General features: G+C 55.3%; 21 protein-coding genes. 9 read left to right on the top strand and 12 right to left on the bottom strand.

Going from position 1 to position 22,906, the window contains the following annotated elements; all coding sequences use genetic code 11:
- Positions 1 to 193 precede the first annotated feature (193 nt).
- Positions 194 to 1,933, top strand: coding sequence for a peptidoglycan glycosyltransferase FtsI (gene ftsI, locus HB631_RS23835; protein ID WP_345945732.1), 1,740 nt, complete (start codon positions 194 to 196; stop codon positions 1,931 to 1,933).
- A gap of 160 nt (positions 1,934 to 2,093) precedes the next feature.
- Positions 2,094 to 2,918, top strand: a complete 825-nt coding sequence (gene rlmA / locus HB631_RS23830) for a 23S rRNA (guanine(745)-N(1))-methyltransferase (RefSeq protein ID WP_213993666.1) — start codon at positions 2,094 to 2,096, stop codon at positions 2,916 to 2,918.
- A gap of 92 nt (positions 2,919 to 3,010) precedes the next feature.
- On the opposite strand, the gene mntP is transcribed toward rlmA, so the two are convergent.
- The 5 genes from mntP to manX all read right to left on the bottom strand — a co-directional run bounded on the left by mntP (position 3,011) and on the right by manX (position 7,225).
- A complete protein-coding gene (mntP, locus tag HB631_RS23825; protein ID WP_213993665.1) occupies positions 3,011 to 3,592 on the bottom strand; it encodes a manganese efflux pump MntP in 582 nt (193 codons plus the stop codon).
- A 393-nt stretch (positions 3,593 to 3,985) separates the two neighbouring features.
- Entirely contained in the window at positions 3,986 to 4,447 is a 462-nt protein-coding gene (locus HB631_RS23820) for a DUF986 family protein (RefSeq protein ID WP_213993664.1), read from the bottom strand.
- Between the two features lie 61 nt (positions 4,448 to 4,508).
- Positions 4,509 to 5,351, bottom strand: a complete 843-nt coding sequence (locus HB631_RS23815) for a PTS mannose transporter subunit IID (protein WP_213993663.1) — start codon at positions 5,349 to 5,351, stop codon at positions 4,509 to 4,511.
- 12 nt (positions 5,352 to 5,363) lie between these two features.
- The gene (locus HB631_RS23810; RefSeq protein WP_213993662.1) at positions 5,364 to 6,167 is read right to left on the bottom strand and encodes a PTS mannose/fructose/sorbose transporter subunit IIC; all 804 of its coding nucleotides are present in this window, start codon (positions 6,165 to 6,167) and stop codon (positions 5,364 to 5,366) included.
- 89 nt (positions 6,168 to 6,256) lie between these two features.
- Complete coding sequence (manX, locus tag HB631_RS23805) at positions 6,257 to 7,225, bottom strand: PTS mannose transporter subunit IIAB (RefSeq protein WP_213993661.1); 969 nt, start codon at positions 7,223 to 7,225, stop codon at positions 6,257 to 6,259.
- Positions 7,226 to 7,778: 553 nt separating this feature from the next.
- On the opposite strand from manX, the gene HB631_RS23800 reads away from it, so the two are divergent.
- Positions 7,779 to 9,320: a TerC family protein gene (locus tag HB631_RS23800; protein WP_213993660.1), complete on the top strand. Its 1,542-nt coding sequence runs from the start codon at positions 7,779 to 7,781 to the stop codon at positions 9,318 to 9,320.
- A 7-nt stretch (positions 9,321 to 9,327) separates the two neighbouring features.
- Here the strand turns inward: HB631_RS23800 and HB631_RS23795 are convergent, their stop codons facing one another.
- The 3 genes from HB631_RS23795 to pabB form a co-directional block, all read right to left on the bottom strand.
- Positions 9,328 to 10,689: an L-serine ammonia-lyase gene (locus tag HB631_RS23795; protein ID WP_213993659.1), complete on the bottom strand. Its 1,362-nt coding sequence runs from the start codon at positions 10,687 to 10,689 to the stop codon at positions 9,328 to 9,330.
- 640 nt (positions 10,690 to 11,329) lie between these two features.
- Positions 11,330 to 11,914: a CoA pyrophosphatase gene (locus tag HB631_RS23790; RefSeq protein WP_213993658.1), complete on the bottom strand. Its 585-nt coding sequence runs from the start codon at positions 11,912 to 11,914 to the stop codon at positions 11,330 to 11,332.
- Complete coding sequence (gene pabB, locus HB631_RS23785; RefSeq protein WP_213993657.1) at positions 11,904 to 13,271, bottom strand: aminodeoxychorismate synthase component 1; 1,368 nt, start codon at positions 13,269 to 13,271, stop codon at positions 11,904 to 11,906. The genes HB631_RS23790 and pabB overlap by 11 nt, the downstream gene beginning before the upstream one ends.
- A gap of 165 nt (positions 13,272 to 13,436) precedes the next feature.
- On the opposite strand from pabB, the gene HB631_RS23780 reads away from it, so the two are divergent.
- Positions 13,437 to 13,694, top strand: a complete 258-nt coding sequence (locus tag HB631_RS23780; protein WP_213993656.1) for a YoaH family protein — start codon at positions 13,437 to 13,439, stop codon at positions 13,692 to 13,694.
- Between the two features lie 163 nt (positions 13,695 to 13,857).
- On the opposite strand, the gene HB631_RS23775 is transcribed toward HB631_RS23780, so the two are convergent.
- Complete coding sequence (locus HB631_RS23775) at positions 13,858 to 14,202, bottom strand: Rid family hydrolase (RefSeq protein WP_213993655.1); 345 nt, start codon at positions 14,200 to 14,202, stop codon at positions 13,858 to 13,860.
- A gap of 113 nt (positions 14,203 to 14,315) precedes the next feature.
- Here HB631_RS23775 and HB631_RS23770 point away from each other — a divergent pair, with 113 nt between their 5' ends.
- The 5 genes from HB631_RS23770 to rnd all read left to right on the top strand — a co-directional run bounded on the left by HB631_RS23770 (position 14,316) and on the right by rnd (position 20,899).
- Positions 14,316 to 16,217 (top strand): helicase C-terminal domain-containing protein, encoded by a 1,902-nt coding sequence (locus tag HB631_RS23770; protein WP_213993654.1) that lies wholly within the window; start codon positions 14,316 to 14,318, stop codon positions 16,215 to 16,217.
- 167 nt (positions 16,218 to 16,384) lie between these two features.
- Entirely contained in the window at positions 16,385 to 17,086 is a 702-nt protein-coding gene (tsaB, locus tag HB631_RS23765; protein WP_213993653.1) for a tRNA (adenosine(37)-N6)-threonylcarbamoyltransferase complex dimerization subunit type 1 TsaB, read from the top strand.
- A 60-nt stretch (positions 17,087 to 17,146) separates the two neighbouring features.
- Positions 17,147 to 17,770 carry a Slp family lipoprotein gene (locus HB631_RS23760; RefSeq protein WP_213993652.1) on the top strand — a complete coding sequence of 208 codons (624 nt, stop codon included), beginning with the start codon at positions 17,147 to 17,149 and terminating at the stop codon, positions 17,768 to 17,770.
- A gap of 147 nt (positions 17,771 to 17,917) precedes the next feature.
- Positions 17,918 to 19,582, top strand: coding sequence for a long-chain-fatty-acid--CoA ligase FadD (fadD, locus tag HB631_RS23755; protein ID WP_213993680.1), 1,665 nt, complete (start codon positions 17,918 to 17,920; stop codon positions 19,580 to 19,582).
- Positions 19,583 to 19,738: 156 nt separating this feature from the next.
- Positions 19,739 to 20,899: a ribonuclease D gene (rnd, locus tag HB631_RS23750; RefSeq protein WP_213993651.1), complete on the top strand. Its 1,161-nt coding sequence runs from the start codon at positions 19,739 to 19,741 to the stop codon at positions 20,897 to 20,899.
- Between the two features lie 108 nt (positions 20,900 to 21,007).
- On the opposite strand, the gene minE is transcribed toward rnd, so the two are convergent.
- The 3 genes from minE to minC are packed head-to-tail and all read right to left on the bottom strand — an operon-like array spanning position 21,008 to position 22,796.
- The gene (minE, locus tag HB631_RS23745; protein WP_213993650.1) at positions 21,008 to 21,277 is read right to left on the bottom strand and encodes a cell division topological specificity factor MinE; all 270 of its coding nucleotides are present in this window, start codon (positions 21,275 to 21,277) and stop codon (positions 21,008 to 21,010) included.
- A 3-nt stretch (positions 21,278 to 21,280) separates the two neighbouring features.
- Positions 21,281 to 22,093, bottom strand: coding sequence for a septum site-determining protein MinD (minD, locus tag HB631_RS23740; protein WP_213993649.1), 813 nt, complete (start codon positions 22,091 to 22,093; stop codon positions 21,281 to 21,283).
- A gap of 22 nt (positions 22,094 to 22,115) precedes the next feature.
- The gene (gene minC / locus HB631_RS23735; protein ID WP_213993648.1) at positions 22,116 to 22,796 is read right to left on the bottom strand and encodes a septum site-determining protein MinC; all 681 of its coding nucleotides are present in this window, start codon (positions 22,794 to 22,796) and stop codon (positions 22,116 to 22,118) included.
- Positions 22,797 to 22,906 lie beyond the last annotated feature (110 nt).

Genomic DNA, 22,906 nt, shown 5'->3' with positions numbered 1-22,906 from the left:
GTAAAGTAAGGATTAGACTATTTTATCTTTTTTCATGATTCCGGCTAGTGACAAAAATGCATTCGAGGCGGCGTTCAGGTAAAATTCGCGCTTTGTTGCAAAATAGTATGTCTTGTAGCATTGTTTTGACGATACAGCTCCGAAAGTTAGGGTTTAATGCTTTCAGTCAATGGGATGGCGACGCGAGAACAATGTGAAAAATAATTCGGGGCAGGGCAAGCAAAACTTTATCCAGTGGCGCTTCGGTTTAATGTGCGTCGGTATTTCGGTCATCCTGGCGGTGCTGTTGATGCGCATTGCGTGGCTGCAGGTAATTAAACCGGATAATCTGGTGGCCCAGGAGAACATGCGGTCCTTGCGGGTAGAACAAACACCGATTCCCCGCGGCATGATAACCGATCGCAACGGCCAGCCGCTGGCGGTCAGCGTACCGGTGGACGCCGTGTGGGCCGATCCTTATGAGGTGGCGCAGAAAGGCGGCGTGGAGAACTCGTCCCGCTGGCAGGCTCTGGCGCAGACCGTAAATATGCCGTTCAATGAACTGGCGGAGCGCATTAATCACGATCCCCATATGCGTTTTATTTATCTGGGTCGTCAAATAGAACCCAATGTGGCGGACTACGTCAAACAATTAAAACTGCCGGGTATTTATTGCAAGGATGAGTCACGCCGGTTTTACCCGGCGGGAGAGACGGCGGCCAACCTGGTGGGTTTTACCAATATCGACGATCAGGGTATCGAAGGTGTCGAGAAGAGTTTTAATCGCCTGCTGACCGGCGTGGCGGGCCAACGGGTGGTGCGTAAGGATCGTTTCGGCCGGGTGGTGGAGACGCTCTCCTCCACAGACAGCTCGCCGGCGCATAACGTGGCGCTGAGCATCGATTTGCGTTTGCAACGTATCACGGAAGAAGCCTTAAGCAACGCGGTGGCATTCAACAAAGCGGACTCCGGCGCCTCGGTGCTGGTGGATGTGAATACCGGCGAAATCCTGGCCCTGGCCAACTATCCGACCTTTAATCCCAACAACCGAACCGGCGCTCAGGAAGACGATTTCCGTAATCGGGCCATCAGTGATATTTTTGAACCCGGCTCGACGGTAAAACCCATGGTGGTCATGACCGCGTTGAAGCAGGGCATCGTTAAACAGGACAGCCTGCTCGACACTCATCCCTACACCCTGAGCGGCCATCTGATCCGCGACGTGGCGTTCTATCCCCAGCTGACCCTCACCGGGATATTGCAAAAATCCAGCGACGTCGGCGTATCCCGTATGGCGCTGGCCATGCCCATAACGGCGCTGTTGAAGACCTATCTGGCGTTCGGTCTCGGCCAACCCACCGATCTGGGGCTTACCGGGGAAAGCAGCGGCCTGATGCCGCACCGGCAGCGCTGGAGTGAACTGGACCGGGCGACCTTTTCCTTCGGCTACGGTTTGATGGTGACGCCGGTACAGCTTGCCCGGGTCTATGCCACTATCGCCAGCGACGGGATCTACCGGCCGCTCTCCATTACCCGCATCGATCCGCCGGTAATGGGCCAGCGCGTCATGGATGAGGCACTGGTGCATGAAGTCAAACATATGATGGAAAGCGTCGCGTTACCCGGCGGCGGCGGCATCAAAGCGGCGGTGCGCGGTTACCGGGTGGCGGTTAAAACCGGCACCGCCAAAAAAATCGGGCCGGACGGCCAGTACATTGATAAATACATCGCCTATACCGCCGGTATTGCGCCGGCCAGCCGCCCGCGCTTCGCCCTGGTGGTGGTCATTAATAATCCACAGGGCGGAAAGTATTATGGCGGCGCGGTCTCCGCCCCGGTATTCAGTACCATTATGTCCGAGGTATTGCGTACCATGAACGTCGAACCGGATGCCCTGCCGGAAGACAATAATCGCATCGTGATTGCCTCGAAATCAAATAATCATCCTTCATAGGCGGCGGTAATCGATAATTCCAACGTTGCGCCCGTGACCCGCGGCATGCCGGCCGAAAACCGTGTCGCGGCGCCACGGCGGGCGTCGGTAAAATGCCGATCCTGACCGCTGGTTTTAAGGTAATATGCTTGCCACGTCGTCACCCCGTACGGAAATATTCATGTCCATTTATCAATGTCCCCTGTGTCAATTGCCGCTGTTGTCCGCCGAGGGGCATTGGGCCTGCGGGGCGCGCCACCGTTTTGACTGCGCGCGGGAAGGGTATGTCAACCTGCTGCCGGTACAATTCAAACGCAGCAAGGAACCCGGCGATGATCGGGAAATGATGCAAGCCCGCCGGGCCTTTCTTGACGCCGGCCATTACCGGGGGATGCGCGATGGCGTTATAGCGATGATAAACGGGCTGCTCCCGGATAGGTACGTCCGCTGGCTGGATATCGGCTGCGGAGAGGGCTATTACACTTCGGCGCTGGCGATGGCCGTGGCGGCCCGTTCGGGGCAAGGACGGGTCTATGGGCTGGATATCGCCAAGACCGCGGTACGCGCCGCGGCAAAGCGCTATCTTCGGGTTCGGTTTTGCGTCGCGTCCAGTCAGCGCTTGCCTTTTATCGACGCTTCACTGGATGGCATTCTGCGCATTTATGCCCCCTGCAATCCCGCCGAGATGTATCGGGTATTGAAGCCGGGCGGTCTCGTGGTAACGGTTGCGCCGGGGCCGAGGCACCTTTTTCAGCTCAAGGGACGGGTCTATCCCCAGGCGATGCCCCATCCGCTAAAAGACGAGCACTTCCCCGGTTTTTCACCCCTCGCCGAACAGCGGCTGCGTTTTGATCTGGAATTGTCAGGCGAAGCGGCGGGCCAGCTGTTGCAAATGACGCCGTTTGCCTGGCGGGCCACGCCGGATGTTGTGACGGCGTTGACCGGCCTGAAGGCCTTTAACTGCGAAACTGATTTTATTCTCCGCGCCTGGCGGCGGGAGGACTGATGGCAAGTTGGCCGATAATGCCGGGCCAATAAAGAGAGAGACCTGATTGCAAATTAGCCATTAATGTCGGGCTAATAAAGGGAGAGAACAGGTTACCAGTTGGCCAATAACGTCGGGCCGATATGGGCATAAAGAATATTGCAGCCGATGCCTATCAGGATGACGCCGCCGATAATTTCCGCTTTTTTCCCCAGGATCGGCCCGATAAAGCGCCCCAGCAACATACCCAGCGTGGCCATCAGCATGGTGGCCAGACCGATAATCATCGCCGTATGGAGAATATTGACCTCCAGGAACGCCAGCCCGACGCCAATAGCCAGCGCATCCAGGCTGGTGGCGATGGCGGTGAAAACCAATACCTTGAGGCTGTGATGGCCGATACGGGGTTTTGCATCCGCTTGTTTACCAAAACCGCTTATCATCATGCGCACGCCCAGGCAGGCCAGCAGGACGAAGGCGACCCAATGATCCCACTCCATAATATAGTGGCTGGCGAGCAAACCCAACGACCAGCCGATTAACGGCGTAATGGCTTCAATGGTGCCGAAAATAAGACCTGTTCTAAGCGCTTCGCGCAGGGGGGGCTTATGGAGCGTGGCGCCTTTACCGATAGAAGCGGCAAATGCGTCCATAGACATGCCGAATGCAAGAATCAACGTTGCAGAAAGGTTCATACCATAACCTCGGCTGGGAGCCAATATCCACGCTTCCCCATCTCCCAACCTAACGATGGCTCGTCGTGTCTATAGTCTCGCCAACCATCCTGGTCGTCCGCACCACGTTTATAACCAAACGAGTATGTTGATACGGACATTCCCGTACGAAAGACGGAAACTGGCTACTCCCTAATGACGGGCCAACCTTAACATAATAATTAACGATAAAACAACTACAAAAAAAGAGGGGGTTTATAAGATGTAATCGATAATTATTTTCACAAAAAGAGAGGGATTAAAGGATATTTACTTTTGCAGTATACCGAAGGTCATTTAATATACGCAATACAAAATTAATATGTTTTAACCCCGGTAAATAACCTTTTTGCATACCTTTATGTTAATGTACTGTTAATTGTTCTCCAGGAAGAAATTGTAAATCGTTTCAAGATCGTCCAGCTGTTTTACCTTAATCAGCAGACGCCGTTTTTCCAGATCAATCACCAGAAAACCGTCTTCGGATAAATTCATGTTTTTTATACGGTCATATTTGATAAAAAAATTGGCGTAAAAAAAACCGTCCCCCTTGAAAATTATTTTTGGCCGGCGAATATAGGCCAAATAACAGGCCATGAGTACCAGAACTAATAGTAAGGTCGTGGTGAAAACGGTCCCTCCCGAGGTGATATTCTGGTAAATCAGGATACACACCAGGCCGATAAAAATCAGGGCATCAATACGATTCAGACGATGCAAGCCGATCTTCAGCCGGGTTTTCCCTTTGAGGAAGTAGTCGACAATAAATTCATCGTAAATGGCAAATAGCAGCGCCAGCGCGATTATCACTACTAAACCGATATCGGTGACAGACATCTTTCCTCCAAAAATTCACATAAAAAAACCGGGGGCAAACCCCGGTTTTTGATAACGCGGACTACAGTCCCAGCAGACCTATCCAATAACCGAAAATGCCGATGGCAAAGAAGCCGACGATAATCCACAAGGCGTTCACCTTGCGGCGCAACAGCCACATACAGCCAAAGGTCAGCAATAACGGCACCAGACCGGGCATTAACTGATCCAGAATGGTTTGGATCGTGGTGACCGTGGTTTGACCATTTTGGTTGGTAATGCGCGACACCACAAACGGTATATTGACATGGGTCCATTTATTTACCAAGGCCCCCATGACAAACAGCCCCAGGATGGACGCCCCTTCCGTCAGTTTTTGCAGGAAACCGCCGCCCATGTCGTTAACGATATCCACGCCTTTACGATAGCCATAGGCGACACCGTAATAGCGCACCAGCAGACGGACAAAGTTGAACAGCACGAAGAACAGCACCGGCCCCAACAGGCTGCCGCTCATGGCGATACCGGCGCCCAGGGCGGCAAACACCGGACGGACGGTACCCCAGAAAATCGGGTCGCCCACCCCGGCCAGCGGCCCCATCAAACCGACTTTCAGACCATTGATGGCCGCATCGTCGATGGGTGCGCCGTTGGCACGCTGTTCTTCCATCGCCAGGGTAACGCCCAACACGGGTGCCGCCACATAAGGATGGGTGTTGAAAAATTCCAAATGACGCCGGATTGCCTGTTTTCTCTCGTCATTATTTTCCGGATAAAGACGCCGTATTGCCGGAACCATCGCGAAGCAAAAGCCCAAGGCCTGCATACGTTCAAAGTTCCACGATCCCTGGAAAAGGTTCGAGCGGTAAAATACCCCGCGTATATCCCCGGGAGTCAGTTTCTTTTGACCAGTTGTATCAACCATTTCTCTCACCTTTTAATCAAGTTCATTATCAAGATCGTTAGCGCCCTGTGCCGACGCGGCGTGTCCACCTTGGGGATGGTTGTATTTCGGGCTCAACTGGATGTAGAAGATGGCCATAACCACACCGATAACACCCAGGGCAACCAGGTTAAAGTTGGTGAAGGCGGCGGTAACAAAACCCAGGAAGAAGAACGGCATCAGGTAGCCGGCACGCATCATATTCACCACCATTGCGTAACCAACCACCACGATCATGCCGCCGGCGATACTCAGACCGTTGGTCACAACCGCCGGGATCGAGCTCAGCATGGCGTGTACGGCATCGGTACCCACGGAGACGGCAACGATAACCGCCGGGATAGCAACACGCATGGCCTGCAACAGCAGGGCCGCTACGTGCAGCCAGCTCAGCGCGGTGAGATTGCCGCGTTCGGCGGCGCTATCGGAGGCGTGCTGGAATGCCACGGTAAGGGTACGAACGATAATGGTCAGCACCTGTCCGGCGGCGGCCAGCGGTATTGCCAAGGCGATACCTGCGCCGACGCTTTGGTTACCGGCAACCACCAGGATGGTGGAAATGATGGACGCCAGGGCGGCATCCGGTGCGAGGGCGGCACCGATATTCATCCAGCCCAACGCTATCATTTCCAACGTACCGCCGATGATAATACCGGTTTTCATGTCGCCCAGTACCAGACCTATCAAGGTACAAGCCACCAACGGCCGGTGAAACTGAAACTCATCCAGCACCGACTCCATACCTGCTATACAAGCTATGATAAAAATCAGCACAATTTGAAGCGTGGTGATCTCCATTGTACTTCTCCTCAGACAAACGTAAGAGAGCGGTAAATTATTTCTTAGAAATACATACGCTCTTGATTGTTAGTTTTTACGGCGAAAAATTATTTACCGAGTTTGGTGATTAAATCCATTATTTTAAGTGGGTTATCCGATGAAACCTTACGGGCTTCCAGTTCAATTCCCAAATCGTTCAGCTTATGAAACGCGACAATGTCCTGATCGTTAACGGAAATAGCGCCGTTGACCTGGGTTTTCCCTTGATGAAATGCCATACCGCCGATATTGACCGACTTGATCTTTACCCCGCCTTCAACCACACGCAGCACATCGGTGGGATTGGTGAACAGGAGCATCACGCGATCCTTTGCATAGTTCGGATTTTCGTAAACACGAATAGCCTTGGCCACATCAACCACATGGGCGGTTACCCCCGGAGGCGCAACCTGGGTCAACAGGGTTCTGCGCACGGTATCGGCGGCAACTTCATCGCTGATAACGATAATGCGTTTGACATTCGTCTCTTTCGTCCAGCGAGTGGCGACTTGACCGTGGATCAACCGATCATCGATACGCGCCAGGGCGATGGTCATATGCCCGCCGGCGGACGGATGAACCGGCGCCGCCGCCGCTGGCCTCGGGGCAGGGGATGCCGCCGCCGCTTCAACGTTCAACTCCGGCGCTTTTAATGCCTTCACGCCGGCCCGTCCGGTTTCCAAGGCAATTTTTACCAACTCGGTAAAGGCCGGGTTATCATCACGCGCCATAAAGGTTTCGGCGAGCATGGGGATATTGACACCGGTAATGACTTCGTAATTTTCTTTATCCACGACGATACGGCTGGCGGCGTTGAACGGACTGCCTCCCCAGGTATCGACCAGAAACAGGACCCCTTCCTTGGTATCAAGTTGTGCTAGCTTTGCCGTGTATTTTTCGATCAATGTCTCAGCGTTTTCCCCGGGAACAAAATCAATCCAGGCGACGTTGCTCTGTGCGCCCAATATCATTTCAGCCGTTTTAAGTAGTTGTTCGGCCGCTGACCCGTGAGTGCCAATGACGATAGCAATACTCACTGGATACCTCCTCTGTTAACAAATTGGGTTAAGCAGTAAAGCCACCTGCCGTGATGGTGAGCTAATGTGTTGGTGGTTATACTTCTTAGCCAGGGTACCAAGCCACCCTGTTTGATGTCCGCCGTGTAGATTGAATCGATTCAGATAGATAAACAATTCAATAGCGGTTAAACGCGATTTATTTTAGTGTGTAAAAAAATAAAAATTGTGACGGCGCTCAGCTATTTGTGCATGCGGAAACGAATCAACGCACAAAGTAGTATAGCCATGGGTGATGACACCTTTTAGACAAAAAGTTTTATGTCTTCCCGAACATCCCTGTTAAAGTAAATTGTGTTTATTTGTTAGGAGCGAAGGGCCACAGCCCCCCTATGGACTGCCACCGAAAAAGATTTATTCTTGACTTACCGGCCTTGCCGAATCATGCCCCCACGCAGGTACCCTCTTTTCTCCCATCACGGGGCAGGAATGCCTTATTTCTCGCCAGGCGCGCCGATGTTCTCTTTACGTCCCCCGACACGCCTGTCCCCTGGAAATCATTGCGGAACGTGGGATGGATATTTTAATGGATCCGACCCTGTGGGTCGGTTTGCTGACGCTGATTCTGCTGGAGATTGTGCTCGGCATCGATAACCTGGTATTTATCGCCATCCTGGCCGAAAGATTGCCGCCTAAAAAACGCGATAAGGCACGGGTGATTGGTCTGGGCCTGGCCCTGCTGATGCGTTTGGCATTGCTGTCGCTTATCTCGTGGATGGTGACCATGACCCGTCCGTTGATTTCGGTGGCGATGTTCGACTTTTCCGGCCGGGATTTGATTTTGCTGGCGGGGGGGCTTTTTTTGCTCTTCAAGGCTACGGTGGAATTGCACGAACGGCTTGAAAATCACGAGCATGATGGCACCAACCGGGGTTATGCCGGTTTCTGGGCGGTAGTGGCGCAGATTGTTATTCTGGACGCGGTATTCTCCCTGGATGCGGTGATTACGGCGGTGGGAATGGTCAACAACCTGCCGGTAATGATGACCGCAGTGGTGATTGCCATGGGGATCATGTTGTTGGCGTCCAAAGCCCTGACCCGTTTTGTGAACGCCCATCCCACGGTCGTGGTGCTGTGCTTAAGCTTTCTGCTGATGATCGGTCTAAGCCTGATTGCAGAAGGGTTCGGTTTTCATATTCCGAAAGGGTATCTTTATGCCGCCATTGGTTTCTCGGTGATTATCGAGATGTTTAACCAGATTGCCCGGCATAACTTCATGAAAAATCAGTCGCGCCGGCCAATACGGGAGCGCACCGCCGAGGCGATTTTCAGGCTGATGGGAGGCAACCGGACCCGCACTGAGGATCCGCGGGTAATGTCCCATAGCCCGAAGGAACCCTTTGTGGATGAGGAGCGCTATATGATAACCGGCGTTCTGTCGTTGTCTTCCCGTTCGCTGCGCAGCGTGATGACGCCCCGTAATGAAATATCCTGGGTGGATTGCCGACGTTCGGTGGAAGAGTTAAGGGCTACGCTGCTGTCCACCCCCCATAGCATGTTCCCGGTATGCGACGGCGAACTGGATCAGCTTCTGGGGGTTGTACGCGCCAAGGATCTCCTCGTGGCGCTGGATAATCACCAGGATATTAACGTCTACGCCGCGCAAAACCCGGCTATTGTGGTGCCGGAAACCCTGGATGTGCTTAATCTGCTGGGGGTGCTGCGCCGGGCTAAAGGCAGCCTGGTGGTGGTCACCAATGAGTTCGGCGTTATCCAGGGGCTGGTGACGCCGCTGGATGTGCTGGAAGCCATTGCCGGCGAGTTCCCCGACGAAGACGAAACACCGGATATCGTGGTGGAGGAGCACGGCTGGCTGGTGAAAGGCGGTACCGATTTGCACGCTCTGCAACAGGCTCTCGGCGACGACTTGATCAAACACCATGCCATGGCGTCACTGGCGGGTATGTTGCTGCACGAACGTGATCAGCTGCCCACCGTGGGGGAGGTGATTATTATCGGACCATGGCGGTTTACCATTGTGCAGATGCTGGAATACCGCATCGAACTGGTGAGGATTGAGCGTATCGCGCCTTTACCAGGCGCGGAAGAAGAATAGACTCGTTTCAGTCGCACTGGACTTTGATTGCCAAGCCGCCGCGGGAGGTTTCCCGGTACTTGGCGTTCATATCCTTGCCGGTCTCATACATGGTTTCAATAACTTTATCCAATGAGACGCGGGGGGCGCTGGTACGTCTCAGGGCCATGCGCGACGCGTTGATGGCCTTCACCGAAGCGATGGCGTTGCGTTCGATGCAGGGCACCTGAACCTGCCCGGCGACGGGATCGCAGGTCAGTCCCAGGTTATGTTCCATGCCGATTTCCGCCGCCACGCATACCTGCTCCGGACTGCCGCCCATCAATTCGGTCAGGCCGGCTGCCGCCATGGAGCAGGCCACGCCGACTTCCCCCTGACAGCCAACCTCTGCGCCGGAAATCGAGGCGTTCAGTTTATAGAGAATACCGATAGCGCCGCAGGCCATAAAATAACGCTGATGCATTTCCGGCGTCACCGGCTCGATAAAATGATCGTAATAGGCGAGGACCGCCGGCACGATGCCGCAGGCGCCGTTGGTGGGGGCAGTAACCACCCGGCCGCCGGCGGCATTTTCCTCGTTAACCGCCAGGGCAAACATATTCACCCAGTCAATCACTACCATCGGGTCGTTGGAATGTTTATCCGATGAGACCAGCATCCGTCGCAATGCCGCCGCCCGTCGCGGTACCCGCAACGGACCGGGCAGTACCCCTTCGGTATTCAGGCCGCGATCGATGCAGGCGCGCATGGTTAACCAGACCGCGGCAAAGTAGCTATTGATTTCTTCGCCGCTGTGCAGCGCCAGCTCATTTTGCATGACCAAACCGGACAGGGACAGACCGGTACTTTTGCATTGATCCAGCAGTTGCTGGGCGCTATTGAATGGATGAGGCACGCTGATTAAATCAATCACCGGCTGGCCGAAATGGGCTTCGTCAACGATAAAACCCCCGCCTACCGAGTAATAGGTCTGGCTGTACATACATTCCTCGCCGGCAAAAGCAAGGATCCGCAGGGCGTTTTCATGCAGCGGCAACGTGTCGCTGTGAAAAATCATGCCGCCCTCGCGAGGGAAATCCACTTCCCGGATGCCGCCCAGCAGCAGGCGCTGCCGTTGCTCCACGTCGCGGATGAACGCCGGGGTGGCATCGATATCCACCGTATCCGGTCTGTTACCCGCCAGGCCGAGAATGATGGCGCTGTCTGTATGATGGCCTTTACCCGTCAGCGATAACGAGCCATAGACATCGACGGCTATCCGGGTGATTTCCCCCATCAGCTGTTTCGCCACCAGATCGTCGACGAACTGTTTACCGGCTTTCATGGGACCCACGGTATGGGAACTGGACGGACCGATGCCGATTTTGAACATGTCGAAAACGCTTATCACATTGGTCTCCTTATAACATCGACCTTCTCAATACACATACCCGTAGCACCCACAGTCGCAGCACTCATATTCACGGCACGCGCATTCACAGTACCTATAATCACGGTACGCACATTCACAGAACCCATACTTACGGCATCCACATTTACAGCACCCATACGTACAACACCTATTCTCAGCGCGCCCTTATTCACCATAGCCATATTCATTACAACAACGATAGATAAGCTTGGCGATATTGCCCTTAATTGTAATGATTTCAGCCCTATTAGGCTCGGGCTTTCACATGATAAAAACTAATGGTACCGGGAAATGGTTTCCCGCCGTATCACAGTAACATCAAGTATTTTAACGGTATTTTTTGAGAATAAGGCCAAATTTGTCTAATCTGAATACGCTATTTTTTCAGCGTTTTATTCAACCTTTTTTCTTTTTTTCCAGTTTTTTTATTTGATATCGGCGTCGTATTTCCACCGTCATCTGATATAAATTATATGAAGATGTAATATAAATAACCGTTTATCATTATTTTTTTGGTGTTATATTCTGGATTATCGATTTTACCTGGAGGATTTTAACGTCAAAAAACAATTTGGGAAACGGTTTTTCCAAGGGACGTGACAGGGATCGCAGCGCTATTTCAGGATTGTATATGCTGCCCGAGGCGATAAAGGATTTGTGCGGTCATTCCCCACACCATATGGCTGCGGTACCAGGAAAAATAGACCTGTAACTGCCGGGTGCGCCGCAAAATTTGCAGCGGCGTATAGCTGCCCAGGGACAGCGCCTGGTTTAACGGCATCTCGAACATCTCCGCCACCTCGTCCTGGCTGGCGTTAAAGCGGGTCTCGGCGGGGAGCAAACCCACCACCGGCGTGACCTGGAAACCGCTGCTGCTGTCCACCGGCGGCAGCTGTCCCAGTATGCGTACCGACCGGGGTGGAATGGCCACCTCTTCCCAGGCTTCCCGCAGCGCGGTGGCAATCAGGTTCTCATCGCCCCGGTCGGCGGAACCCCCCGGGAACGCCACCTGACCGGCATGTTTACGCAATGCCGCCGCCCGACGCGTCAGCAGCATGGTGGGAATTGGCCGGCAAATAATCGGCACCAGCACCGCCGCCTGCCGGACATTGCGCGCAGGCTCGCTGTAACAGGGCAGTTGCAGTTGAAAACGGGTAATGAAATCCGCCAGCGTCAGGTCCGGTTCCGGGGCATTAAACGGCATTTAATGTCTCCAGTAACGGTAAGATAGTGGCCAATTTCGCCAAGGTTTCCTGGTATTCCCCCTCTTCGTCGCTGTCGGCTATGATGCCGCCGCCGGCCCAGCAGAATATTTGCTGTTCCTCGGTGAGCAGCGTACGGATGGCGATATTGCTGTCAAGGGAGCCGCAGAAACTCACATAACCGATACTGCCGCACCAGGCGTTGCGCCGCTGCGGCTCCAGGGTATCGATGATGTTCATTGCGCTTACCTTGGGGGCGCCGGTAATGGATCCACCGGGGAAGCAGGCGCGCAGCAGGGAGCATGGATGGCGATGGGCGGGCAGCTCGGCGGTGATGGTGCTGACCATATGGTGCACCGCCGGAAAAGCTTCGATTTTGAATAATTCCGGTACCCGGACGCTGCCGGGCACCGCGATGCGGCCGATATCGTTGCGCAGCAAATCCACAATCATCAGGTTTTCCGCCCGGTCCTTCGGCGATGCCGCCAGGGTTTCCCCCTGGATACGGTCTGCCTCCGGATCCGCCAGCCGGGGCAGGGTGCCTTTTATGGGCCGGGTCTGGATCCGCCGGTGGCGCAGTTGCAAAAAACGTTCCGGCGACAGGCTGAGCACCCCATGGCCGGACAGGCGCATAAACGCCGAGAACGGCGCCCGGTTAAACGCCAGTAAATGGCAAAACGCCTGCCATTCATCCCCGCGGTAAGCGGCACGGAAACGTTGCGCCAGGCATACCTGATAACAGTCGCCGGCGAGCAAATGCTGCTGAACCCGGCGGAATTTTTCGCCATACTGCTCGCGGGTCATATTGGCTAGCCAAGGCCGGGTCAACCTGAATGGGACGGACGGCTCACGCCCGGCGGACATAAGCTCCGCCCGTCGGCGATGTGCATCGCCGTAGCAGACCAACGTCAGACGGCGAAGGCGGTGATCCGCTATCACCGCCCAGTCATAAATCCCCACCGCCATATCCGGCAGCCGGATATCCTGCCGCGCCCGCCGGGGCAGCGATTCAAGCCGACGCGCCAAATCATAGCCGAACAGGCCCAGGGCGCCCCCCAGGAACGGCAGATTGTCCAGAGCGGCGGTACGGATTCCGGCGGCGTCCAACTGCTGTTGCACCAGGGCGAAAGGATCGGCGGTATCGCTCCAGGTTTTCCCTGCGTGGGATATTTCCGTGCTGTCGCCCCGGGTGACCAAGGTGGTGATGGGGTCCGCCGACATGATATCGAAACGGCTGTCCGGATGGTCGGCGTGACCGGAGTGAAGCAAGGTCGACCACGGCCGGGATGAGTAAGGGGCGAACAGCGTCACCATGGCATCGGGGTGGTAAGGCAAATCAATCAATTGTGGCTCAGTCATAGGGTCCAACCAATAAGCCGGCAGGGGGAGCCGGAAGGAACGAAATGAATGATAGCGACTCTCAGGCCGGACATAAAGCGCATTGTTCGGCCCGTGCGCATTGATTGGCGCGGCGGTTGCCGACGTGAGACAATAACCCTCCCGATCCCTCTCTGGAGAAATACCATGCTGACCGATATGCCCGCGTTAACCCATGAACAGCAGCAGCAGGCGGTTGAACGCATCCAGGCATTAATGGCTGAAGGTATGAGCAGCGGCGAAGCCATCAGGCAGGTGTCCACCGAAATTCGCGCCACGCATACCGGTGAACGGGTATCGATACGCTGGGATGACGAGCAAGACGACGAACCGGGTGACGACGAAGCGGGCAACCAGGCCCAGCCCGACAACAGCTGGGACGTGGACGAGAAAGAAGAGTTCTGAGTCCGGTATGGGCGCCGGCGCCATCACTCTGGCACGGTTCTTGGGAAACGCCGGTTCACGCCTGCTCAACTGAGATTTAACCGCGGTTCAGCTAGAATTCAGCTACAGCTTAACTACGGTTTAACTACAGCTTAACTACGGTTCAAACCGGGCCGTCTCAGGTTCAAATGGCCGCGATAACCTTGATTTCCACCTTATACAGCGGGTTCATCAACCTGGCCTCGACGGTACAACGCACCGGCGCGCTGCCCGGGACGACCCAGGCGTTCCATGCCGCATCCATCGCGGCGAAATCATCCCCATCGGCCAAAAATATCGTCACGTCCAGCAGACGGGTCTTATTGGAACCCGCCTGTTTAAGCAATCTATCGATAACCGCCAGCGCGTCAGCGGTCTGTTCGCCCGCGCCGCCGGTGAGATTTTCCGGTACGCTGGTATAATACAGCGTCTGATTATGGATAACCGCTTCCGACATCCTTGGACCGGGGTCTATTCGTTGTATATTCACGGCTGTTCGCCTCATGGCAGTAAAGGGTGCGGCAGAGCATAACATATTAAAGAGTGGTTACCGGCCCCCGGGCTTGGCATAATCCGTCAGCAACCGAACCACAGAGAGTCAGTGTGACAGATGATTTTGCGCCGGAAGGCGCGTTGGCCTCGGCCATTACCGGATTTAAACCCCGCGAGTCGCAGCGCCTGATGGCCCAGGCGATCGAAGAAGCCATTGAAAACAGACAGCCGCTGGTGGTGGAGGCCGGAACCGGCACGGGTAAAACCTATGCTTATCTGGTGCCGGCGCTGCGGGCTAAACGCAAAGTGATTATTTCCACCGGCTCAAAAGCCTTGCAGGACCAGCTGTATGCGCGCGATTTGCCGAAGGTCGCCGCGGCGCTGAAATACCAGGGTATGACAGCCCTGCTGAAAGGACGGTCGAATTACCTCTGCCTGGAGCGCATGGAACAGCAAACCCTGGCGGTCGGCAACGTGGCGCCGGAGACCCTTGGTGAACTGGTGGAAGTGCGCGGCTGGGCGTTGCAAACCACGGACGGCGATATCGCCACCTGCAGCGGTATTCCGGAGGACAGCCCGGTATGGCCTCTGGTCACCAGTACCAATGATAACTGCCTGGGAAGCGACTGCCCGCTTTACAAAGAGTGTTTTGTGGTGAAAGCGCGCCGCAACGCCATGGATGCCGATATTATTGTGGTGAATCATCATCTGTTCCTGGCGGACATGGTGGTGAAGGAAGGGGGCTTTGGCGAACTGATCCCTAACGGCGACGTCATGATATTTGATGAGGCGCATCAACTGCCGGATATCGCCAGTCAGTATTTCGGCCAGCAGCTCACCAGCCGGCAGTTGACGGATCTGGCGCGGGATATGACCCTGGCCTACCGCACTGATTTGCGCGACATGGCGCAGTTGCAAAAAAGCGCCGACCAACTGACGTTTCGCACCCAGGATTTCCGGCTGGCGCTTGGGGAGCCGGGCTTTCGCGGCAATCTGCGCGATGTGCTGGCACAGCCCTCCCTGCAGCGCGCCCTGTTGCTGCTGGATGATGCTTTGGAATTATGCCATGACGTGGCCAAATTGGCCCTCGGCCGTTCGGCTTTGCTGGATGCCGCTTTCGAGCGCGCCGCGCTGTATCGTGCCCGCCTGAAACGTTTAAAGAATATCCAGGAACCGGGCTTCAGCTATTGGTACGAATGCAACGCCCGCCATTTTGTCCTTGCCCTGACGCCGTTATCGGTCTCGGACCGCTTTCGCGAGGTAATGGGCGAGAAGGCCGGAACCTGGATTTTTACTTCCGCCACCTTATCGGTGAATGACCGGCTGGATCACTTCACCCGCCGAATCGGGCTGGAAGATGCCAAGACCCTGCTGCTGGCCAGCCCCTTTGACTACGCCTCCCAGTCATTGCTGTGCGTACCGCGTTTTTTGCCCGAACCCAATCAACGGGGCGCGGCGGTGCAGTTGGCGCGCATGCTGATACCGGTTATCGTCGCCAACCGGGGACGGTGTTTTTTCCTGTGCACTTCCCATCAGATGATGCGGGATCTGGCGGCGGAGTTCCGCGCCGCGCTGACGCTGCCGGTGTTGCTGCAGGGCGAAACCGGCAAACGCCAGCTCCTTGAGCAGTTCGTCGCCGCCGGCAACGCCTTGCTGGTGGCCACCAACAGCTTTTGGGAAGGCGTGGACGTGCGCGGCGAGGCGCTATCCTGCGTCATTATCGATAAACTGCCTTTTACCTCTCCCGACGATCCTTTGCTGAAGGCACGGGTGGAAGATTGTCAGCTGCGCGGCGGCGATCCCTTTATCGAAGTTCAGGTCCCGGAAGCGGTGATTGCCCTAAAGCAGGGCGTCGGTCGGTTGATCCGGGACAACGATGACCGGGGGGTGCTGATCATCTGCGATCAGCGGCTGGTAACCCGGCCCTATGGGGAGATTTTTCTTAAAAGCCTGCCGCCGGCGCCCCGCACCCGTTCACTGCAGCGTGCCATCGATTTTTTACAAAACCGCTAGCGGGCGATGAGTTTTCATGCGGGGCGCCGGTCCGTGTCGATATCCCGCGGATTTGACGGCGGTGGGAACGGTGCCCGTATGCCCATGACGGCGCTCTTATGCTATTATGCATACCCGTTTTTGGTCATATACGGGTATGAAATCTTTATTCCCGCCTGAGGTTTGGCATGTCTACGCGAATTTTAGCCCTTGATACCGCAACTGAAGCCTGCTCGGCCGCTCTATGGCTGGACGGCGAAATCAGCGCGCGTTTTGAAATTTGTCCCCGGGAACATACCCGGCGCATTCTGCCCATGGTGGACAGCCTGTTGGCAGAGGCCGGTATCGCTTTACCGCAGCTTGATGCAGTGGCTTACGGTCGTGGGCCGGGCAGCTTTACCGGCGTGCGCATAGGCATAGGCATCGCCCAGGGCCTGGCGCTGGGGGTGGATTTGCCGTTGATCGGTGTTTCCACCCTGGCTGCGCTGGCGCAGGGCGCCTGGCGGCAGACCGGCACCGACGGAGTATTCGCCGCCATTGATGCCCGCATGGGGGAAGTCTATTGGGCGGTGTACCGCCGTGACGCCGACGGCTGCTGGCAGGGTGCTGAAAGCGAAGTCGTGATCAAGCCTGAAAGGCTGGCATCGTCCGTCGCCGGGCTGAGCGGACTGTGGGCCAGTGCCGGTACGGGTTGGGAAACCTATCCCGACTTGGTTCAGTCCCCGCAATTGCAAATCCGCAGCGGCAATATAAGCTTACCGAATGCCGCCGACATGCTGCCGCTGGCGGAGCAAAGCCTGCGCCACGGCGAGGCGATGTCGGTTGACCTCGCGCAACCGACTTATTTACGCAACGAAGTCGCCTGGAAAAAGCTTCCTGGCCGGGAGTAGGCGGCAACTTATACCCAAGCCGCATGTCTTAATGGGTAAGCATTGCAAAAGGGTTGTCGTATGTCTGTTGCACGTATAGTGAAGTATCTTGTGCGCCTGGCTGTGTTGTTATCGGTGTGGTTATCGACGCTGGCATCGGTGCTGGTTCTGTCAGGCTGCGTGACCGTACCGGAATCCATCCGCGGGACCTCGGCCACGCCGCAGCAGGATCTGGTGCGGGTCATGAACGCCCCGGCATTGTATGTCGGCCAGGAGTCGCGCTTTGGCGGCAAGGTGGTCAAGGTGGACAACCTGAGCGGACGCACCCGTCTGGAAATTGCCACCGTGCCGCTGGATGACGGGGCCCGCCCCATGATTCATCAGCCTTCCCTCGGCCGCATCGTCGCTTATGTGCCGGGTTTCCTCGAACCGACGGATTTTAACCGGCAGTGGGTAACGGTGGTGGGGCCGATTACCGGCACCGAGAAAGGCGCCATCGATCAGGCCGCGTATAATTATGTTGTGATACAGGCCGACGGCTATAAACGCTGGCAACTTGCGCAGCAGGTGGTGGCACCCATGGGACCGCCGCTGACGCCCTGGGGCTGGGGCGGTCCCTACGATCGCGGCTGGGGCTATGGCGGCATGGGCTGGGGGGGATATTATGGCGGCGATGCCCGGGTTGAAACCATCATTACAGAATAAAAGCTCGTGCGTGGCAGAGTATTGTCAACGTACCTGCAATTTGAAGTATGACGGGTAAAAATGATACCGCTGGGTTATCATTAGGCTCATGGCATAAAGCACTATGAGCCCGCGATGAAAACCACCAGCAATCCCTCCGGGGCAGTTCTGGATCGACAGTGGCTGCACCGTTACCCGGCGGATGTCCCTGCGGAGATCGATCCGGGCCGTTATGGCTCGCTAGCGGCGCTTTTTGAACATTCGGTCGCGCGTTTTGCCCCCCTGCCGGCTTATATACATCTCGGCGAGCAGCTGACCTTTTCCGCGCTTGAGCGGCAAAGCCGGGCCTTCGCCGCCTATCTGAGGCTGGGGTTGCATCTGCAGCAGGGGGATCGGGTGGCGCTGATGATGCCCAATCTGCTGCAATATCCCGTTGCGCTGCTGGGCATCCTGCGCGCAGGCATGGTGGCGGTTAACATCAATCCCCTCTATACCCCGTCGGAGCTGCGTTATCAGTTAACCGACAGCGGCGCCGTCGCCATCGTGATATTGGCCAATTTCGCCCATACTCTTGAACAGGCGCTGCCGGATACATCGGTCAGGCACGTATTGTTGACCCGGATCGGCGATTTATTGCCGATTGTTAAGGGTTGCATGGTGAATATCGCCGTGAAATACCTGAAGGGCGGCGTGCCCCAATATCGGTTGCCCGCTGCCATCCCCTTGCGACGAGCATTGCGGCAAGGCGCAAAGATGCCTTTTGTCCCGCCCTTCATTGACGGCGACGACCTGGCTTTTTTGCAATACACCGGCGGAACCACCGGCCTGTCGAAAGGCGCCATGCTGACCCATCGCAATATTCTGGCCAATCTTGCGCAGACTCAAGCGGCCTATGGGCCGATTTTAATTGAGGGCAGGGAGCTGATGGTCACCATGCTGCCGCTTTACCATATCTTCGCCCTGATGATCAATTGCCTGCTGTTCATGGCGGTGGGCGGCTGTAATCTGTTGATTACCAATCCCCGCGATTTGCCGGCCGCGGTAAAGCAGATGCGTCGCCATCGTTTCACGGCCATAACCGGAGTCAATACCCTGTTCAATGCCTTATTGCACAACCAGGACTTTCGGCGCCTTGATTTTACCGCCCTGCACCTGTCTGTGGGCGGGGGCATGGCATTGCAACAGTCGGTGGCCGAAAACTGGCAGGCCCTGACCGGTGACGCCATTATTGAGGGATACGGCCTGACGGAGTGTTCGCCGCTGGTGGCGGGCAATCCTTATGATTTACGGCAGTTCAGCGGCAGCAGCGGCCTGCCGGTGCCCTCCACCGACATTCGCCTGGTGGATGAAGCGGGAAACGATGTCGGCGTCGGGCAATGGGGAGAGTTGTTAATCAAGGGACCACAGGTAATGGCGGGTTATTGGCGCCGGCCGCAGGCCACCGCCGAGGTGCTTAAAGACGGCTGGCTTTCTACCGGCGATATCGCTACAGTGGATGAGGAGGGTTTTATCCGTATCGTGGACCGTAAGAAAGACATGATCCTGGTGTCCGGTTTCAATGTTTTCCCCAATGAAATCGAAGACGCGGTGAACCGCCATCCCAAGATCAAGGAAGCCGCGGTCATCGGTGTTCCCAGCGATGAAACGGGTGAGGCGGTAAAACTCTATGTGGTGAAAACAGATCCTACCCTCACCCTAAAGGAAGTGCTGGATCATTGCCGGCAGTTTCTAACCGGTTATAAAGTGCCAAAATTGGTGGAGTTCCGTACCGAATTACCCAAATCAACCGTCGGTAAAATATTGCGCAAACAGTTACGCGATGAACACCGGTGAACGGCATCCGTTCTCCGTGGCCGGATGCCGTCGGGGTGAGTTTTATTTAACGTGGGCGGTATTGAATTATACTGTCGGCGTTTTTTTGTTATTAGAACCTGTTATTAGAACCCCTTTTTTAAAACCTAAAAAGTTAAAACCTAAAAAGAGAGTGCAGTGTTAAATTACCGATTGATCACCACCGATATTGATTTACAGCAGATCTGCGAACTTGCCCGTCGCCATGAACGGGTTGCGCTCGATACAGAATTTGTCCGCACCCGAACCTACTATCCGCAGTTAGGATTGATCCAGCTCTATGACGGCGAGAACATTTCCCTCATCGATCCGTTGGCTATCGGGCAATGGCAGCCGTTTATCGATCTGCTGGCGGATCTGGCGGTGGTTAAAATTCTTCATGCCTGCAGCGAAGATCTTGAAGTCTTCCTGCACGCGTTCTCCCAAATGCCGATCCCGATGATCGATACCCAGGTCTTGGCCGCCTTTAACGGCCGGCCCCTTTCCTGTGGCTTCGCCGCCCTGGTGGCGGAATATCAGCAGGTGGTACTGGATAAAAGCGAGTCCCGCACCGACTGGCTGGCGCGTCCCCTGAGCGAAAAGCAGTGCGAATATGCCGCCGCGGATGTTTTTTGGCTGCTGCCGATGGCCGCGCGTCTGATTGAGGAAACCGCCGAGTCCGGTTGGAGCGACGCTGCCCAGCAGGAATGCGATGCCCTGTGCCGTCGACGTCAGGAGATAGTCGATCCCGAACTGGCTTATCGCGATATCGGCAACGCCTGGCAATTACGCACGCGCCAACTGGCGTGCCTGCAAAAATTGGCCTCCTGGCGCTTGCGCAAGGCCCGCGAAAAGGATATGGCGGTGAATTTTGTCGTGCGCGAGGAAAACCTATGGCAAGTGGCGCGTTATATGCCGGGTTCTTTGGGGGAGCTGGATCAGCTGGGTTTAAGCGGACCGGAAATCCGTTACCATGGCAAAATGTTGCTGACCCTGGTGCAGCAAACGGCGGCGCTGCCGGAAGAACAGTGGCCCGAGCCGCTGGTGAATCTCATCGATCACCCGGGTTATCGTGCCCAGTTCAAAAAGATTAAAGAATTTATCCTTCAGGTGAGTCAGCAATCGGGGCTCAGCGTGGAGTTATTGGCATCGAGGCGACAAATCAACCAGTTGCTCAGCTGGCATTGGCGCCTGACGCCGGTCCAAAGATCGCCGGAGCTGTTGAGCGGCTGGCGTGAAGAGTTGTTCGGCGTTGCGCTGCGGGAAATACTCGAGAATGACGGCGAAGCGGATGCGGCACATCCTGCGAACATAGCGTGACGGCGAGGAGAGTACAAGGAATTGAGGACGGACTTGATGACCGCGACGGTTCAGCGGTTGCGGGCGCTACGATCCCCTGCTTAACGCAGGGGAATCATTGGCTTGGTATCATTTCGGATTTTCTTCCGCTTCCGGCAGCGTTACATTAAGTTCAAGAATGGAAATATCCCCTTCCCGTTGTTCGAGCTGCACCGAGACCATTTCAGGGTCAATTTGCACATACCTGCAAATAACCTCGAGAATATCCCGTTTCAACTGCGGCAAATAGTGGGGCTCGCTATCACCCCGTCGGCGTTCCGCAACGATAATTTGCAGCCGTTCCTTGGCTATATTGGCTGTCGTTTTTTTGCGGGAGAGAAAAAAATCGAGTAATGCCATGGTTTATCCCCCAAACAGGCGTTTTAAGAAACCCTTCTTCTCTTCTTCGATGAAGCGGAAGGGACGTTCTTCTCCTAACAGGCGATCAACCGTGTCTGAATAGGCTTTACCCGCATCAGACTCCGCATCGAGGATGACCGGCTCACCCTGATTAGACGCGCGCAGTACCGACTGATCCTCGGGAATCACACCCAGCAGGGGAATTCTGAGAATTTCAATGACATCTTCCATGCTGAGCATATCGCCGCGATTAACGCGCCCCGGGTTATAACGGGTCAGCAGCAAATGTTCTTTTATCGGGTCCTCGCCGTTTTCGGCGCGGCGGGATTTCGACGACAATATTCCCAGAATGCGATCCGAGTCACGCACGGAAGAGACCTCCGGGTTAGTGGTAATAACCGCTTCATCGGCGAAATAAAGCGCCATCAGCGCACCGGTTTCGATACCTGCCGGCGAGTCGCAAACCACAAATTCAAAATCCATCCCGTTCAGGTCGTTCAGTATTTTTTCCACGCCTTCACGGGTCAGCGCTTCTTTATCCCGGGTTTGCGACGCGGGCAGGATATAAAGATTATCGGTGCGCTTATCTTTAATCAGTGCCTGGTTCAGCGTGGCGTCACCCTGGATAACGTTGACAAAGTCATACACCACCCGTCGCTCGCATCCCATGATAAGATCAAGATTGCGCAGGCCGATATCAAAATCGATAACGACGGTTTTTTTGCCTTTCCTGGCCAGGCCGGTAGCAATGGCCGCGCTTGATGTGGTTTTGCCAACGCCCCCTTTACCCGAAGTAACAACTATAATGCGTGCCATAAATGGATTCCTTGTCAAGGGCTTAATTTAAAGGTTGAATGGTAAGCGTATTGTCTTGCAAGCTCAGTCGAGCGGCTTTACCCAGGAATTGCGCCGGAATCTGATCGCTCAACCAATATTGACCGGCGATGGAAACCAGTTCGGGAGAGAGGTGCGTGCAAAATATCTGGCATAACGCATCCCCCGACGCACCCGCCAATGCCCTGCCTCTCATCATACCGTAAATATGGATATTGCCGTCGGCGATAAGTTCCGCCCCTGCACTGACACTGCTGGTGACGATCAGATCGCAGTTGCGCGCGTAGATTTGCTGCCCGGAACGCACCGGTACATCAATGCGTTTGGTCTTCTGGGCCGCTACCGGAGCGATGGAGGCGGCAGCGGCGCGTTTTTGCGTCTTTCCTTCGTTTAACAGCGGCAAACCGCTGCGGACTATAGCGCGTTTGAGCTGCTCGTCCGTGCATCCGCTGACCCCGACGACATACAGGCCGGTGGCGGAAAATATTCGCCGAAGCTGAGGCCAGTTGGCGTCATGAGGTAAGGCGGACACATTGATTACCACCGGTGCTTCTTTGAGAAAATCGGGTGCTTGTTCGATCTTCTTTTGTAAAGCCTGACGAATATCCTCAGGTTGGGCGTCATGAACATGAATTACCGATAAGGTAAAGCTACTGCCTTTCAACTCAATGGGTGTCTGTGACATCTATCCTGACTCAGTCTTAACACATGTATTTTCCCGGTAAGCTACCGGTAAGCGATATTCCGAAGCACTGCATGCATGTTATAGTTACTGCTATATTCAGGCAAGTCACT

Origin of the sequence: Sodalis sp. dw_96 (assembly GCF_018449575.1) — a bacterium.
GTDB lineage: Bacteria > Pseudomonadota > Gammaproteobacteria > Enterobacterales > Enterobacteriaceae > Acerihabitans.
This window is presented reverse-complemented; position numbering and strand designations above follow the sequence as displayed.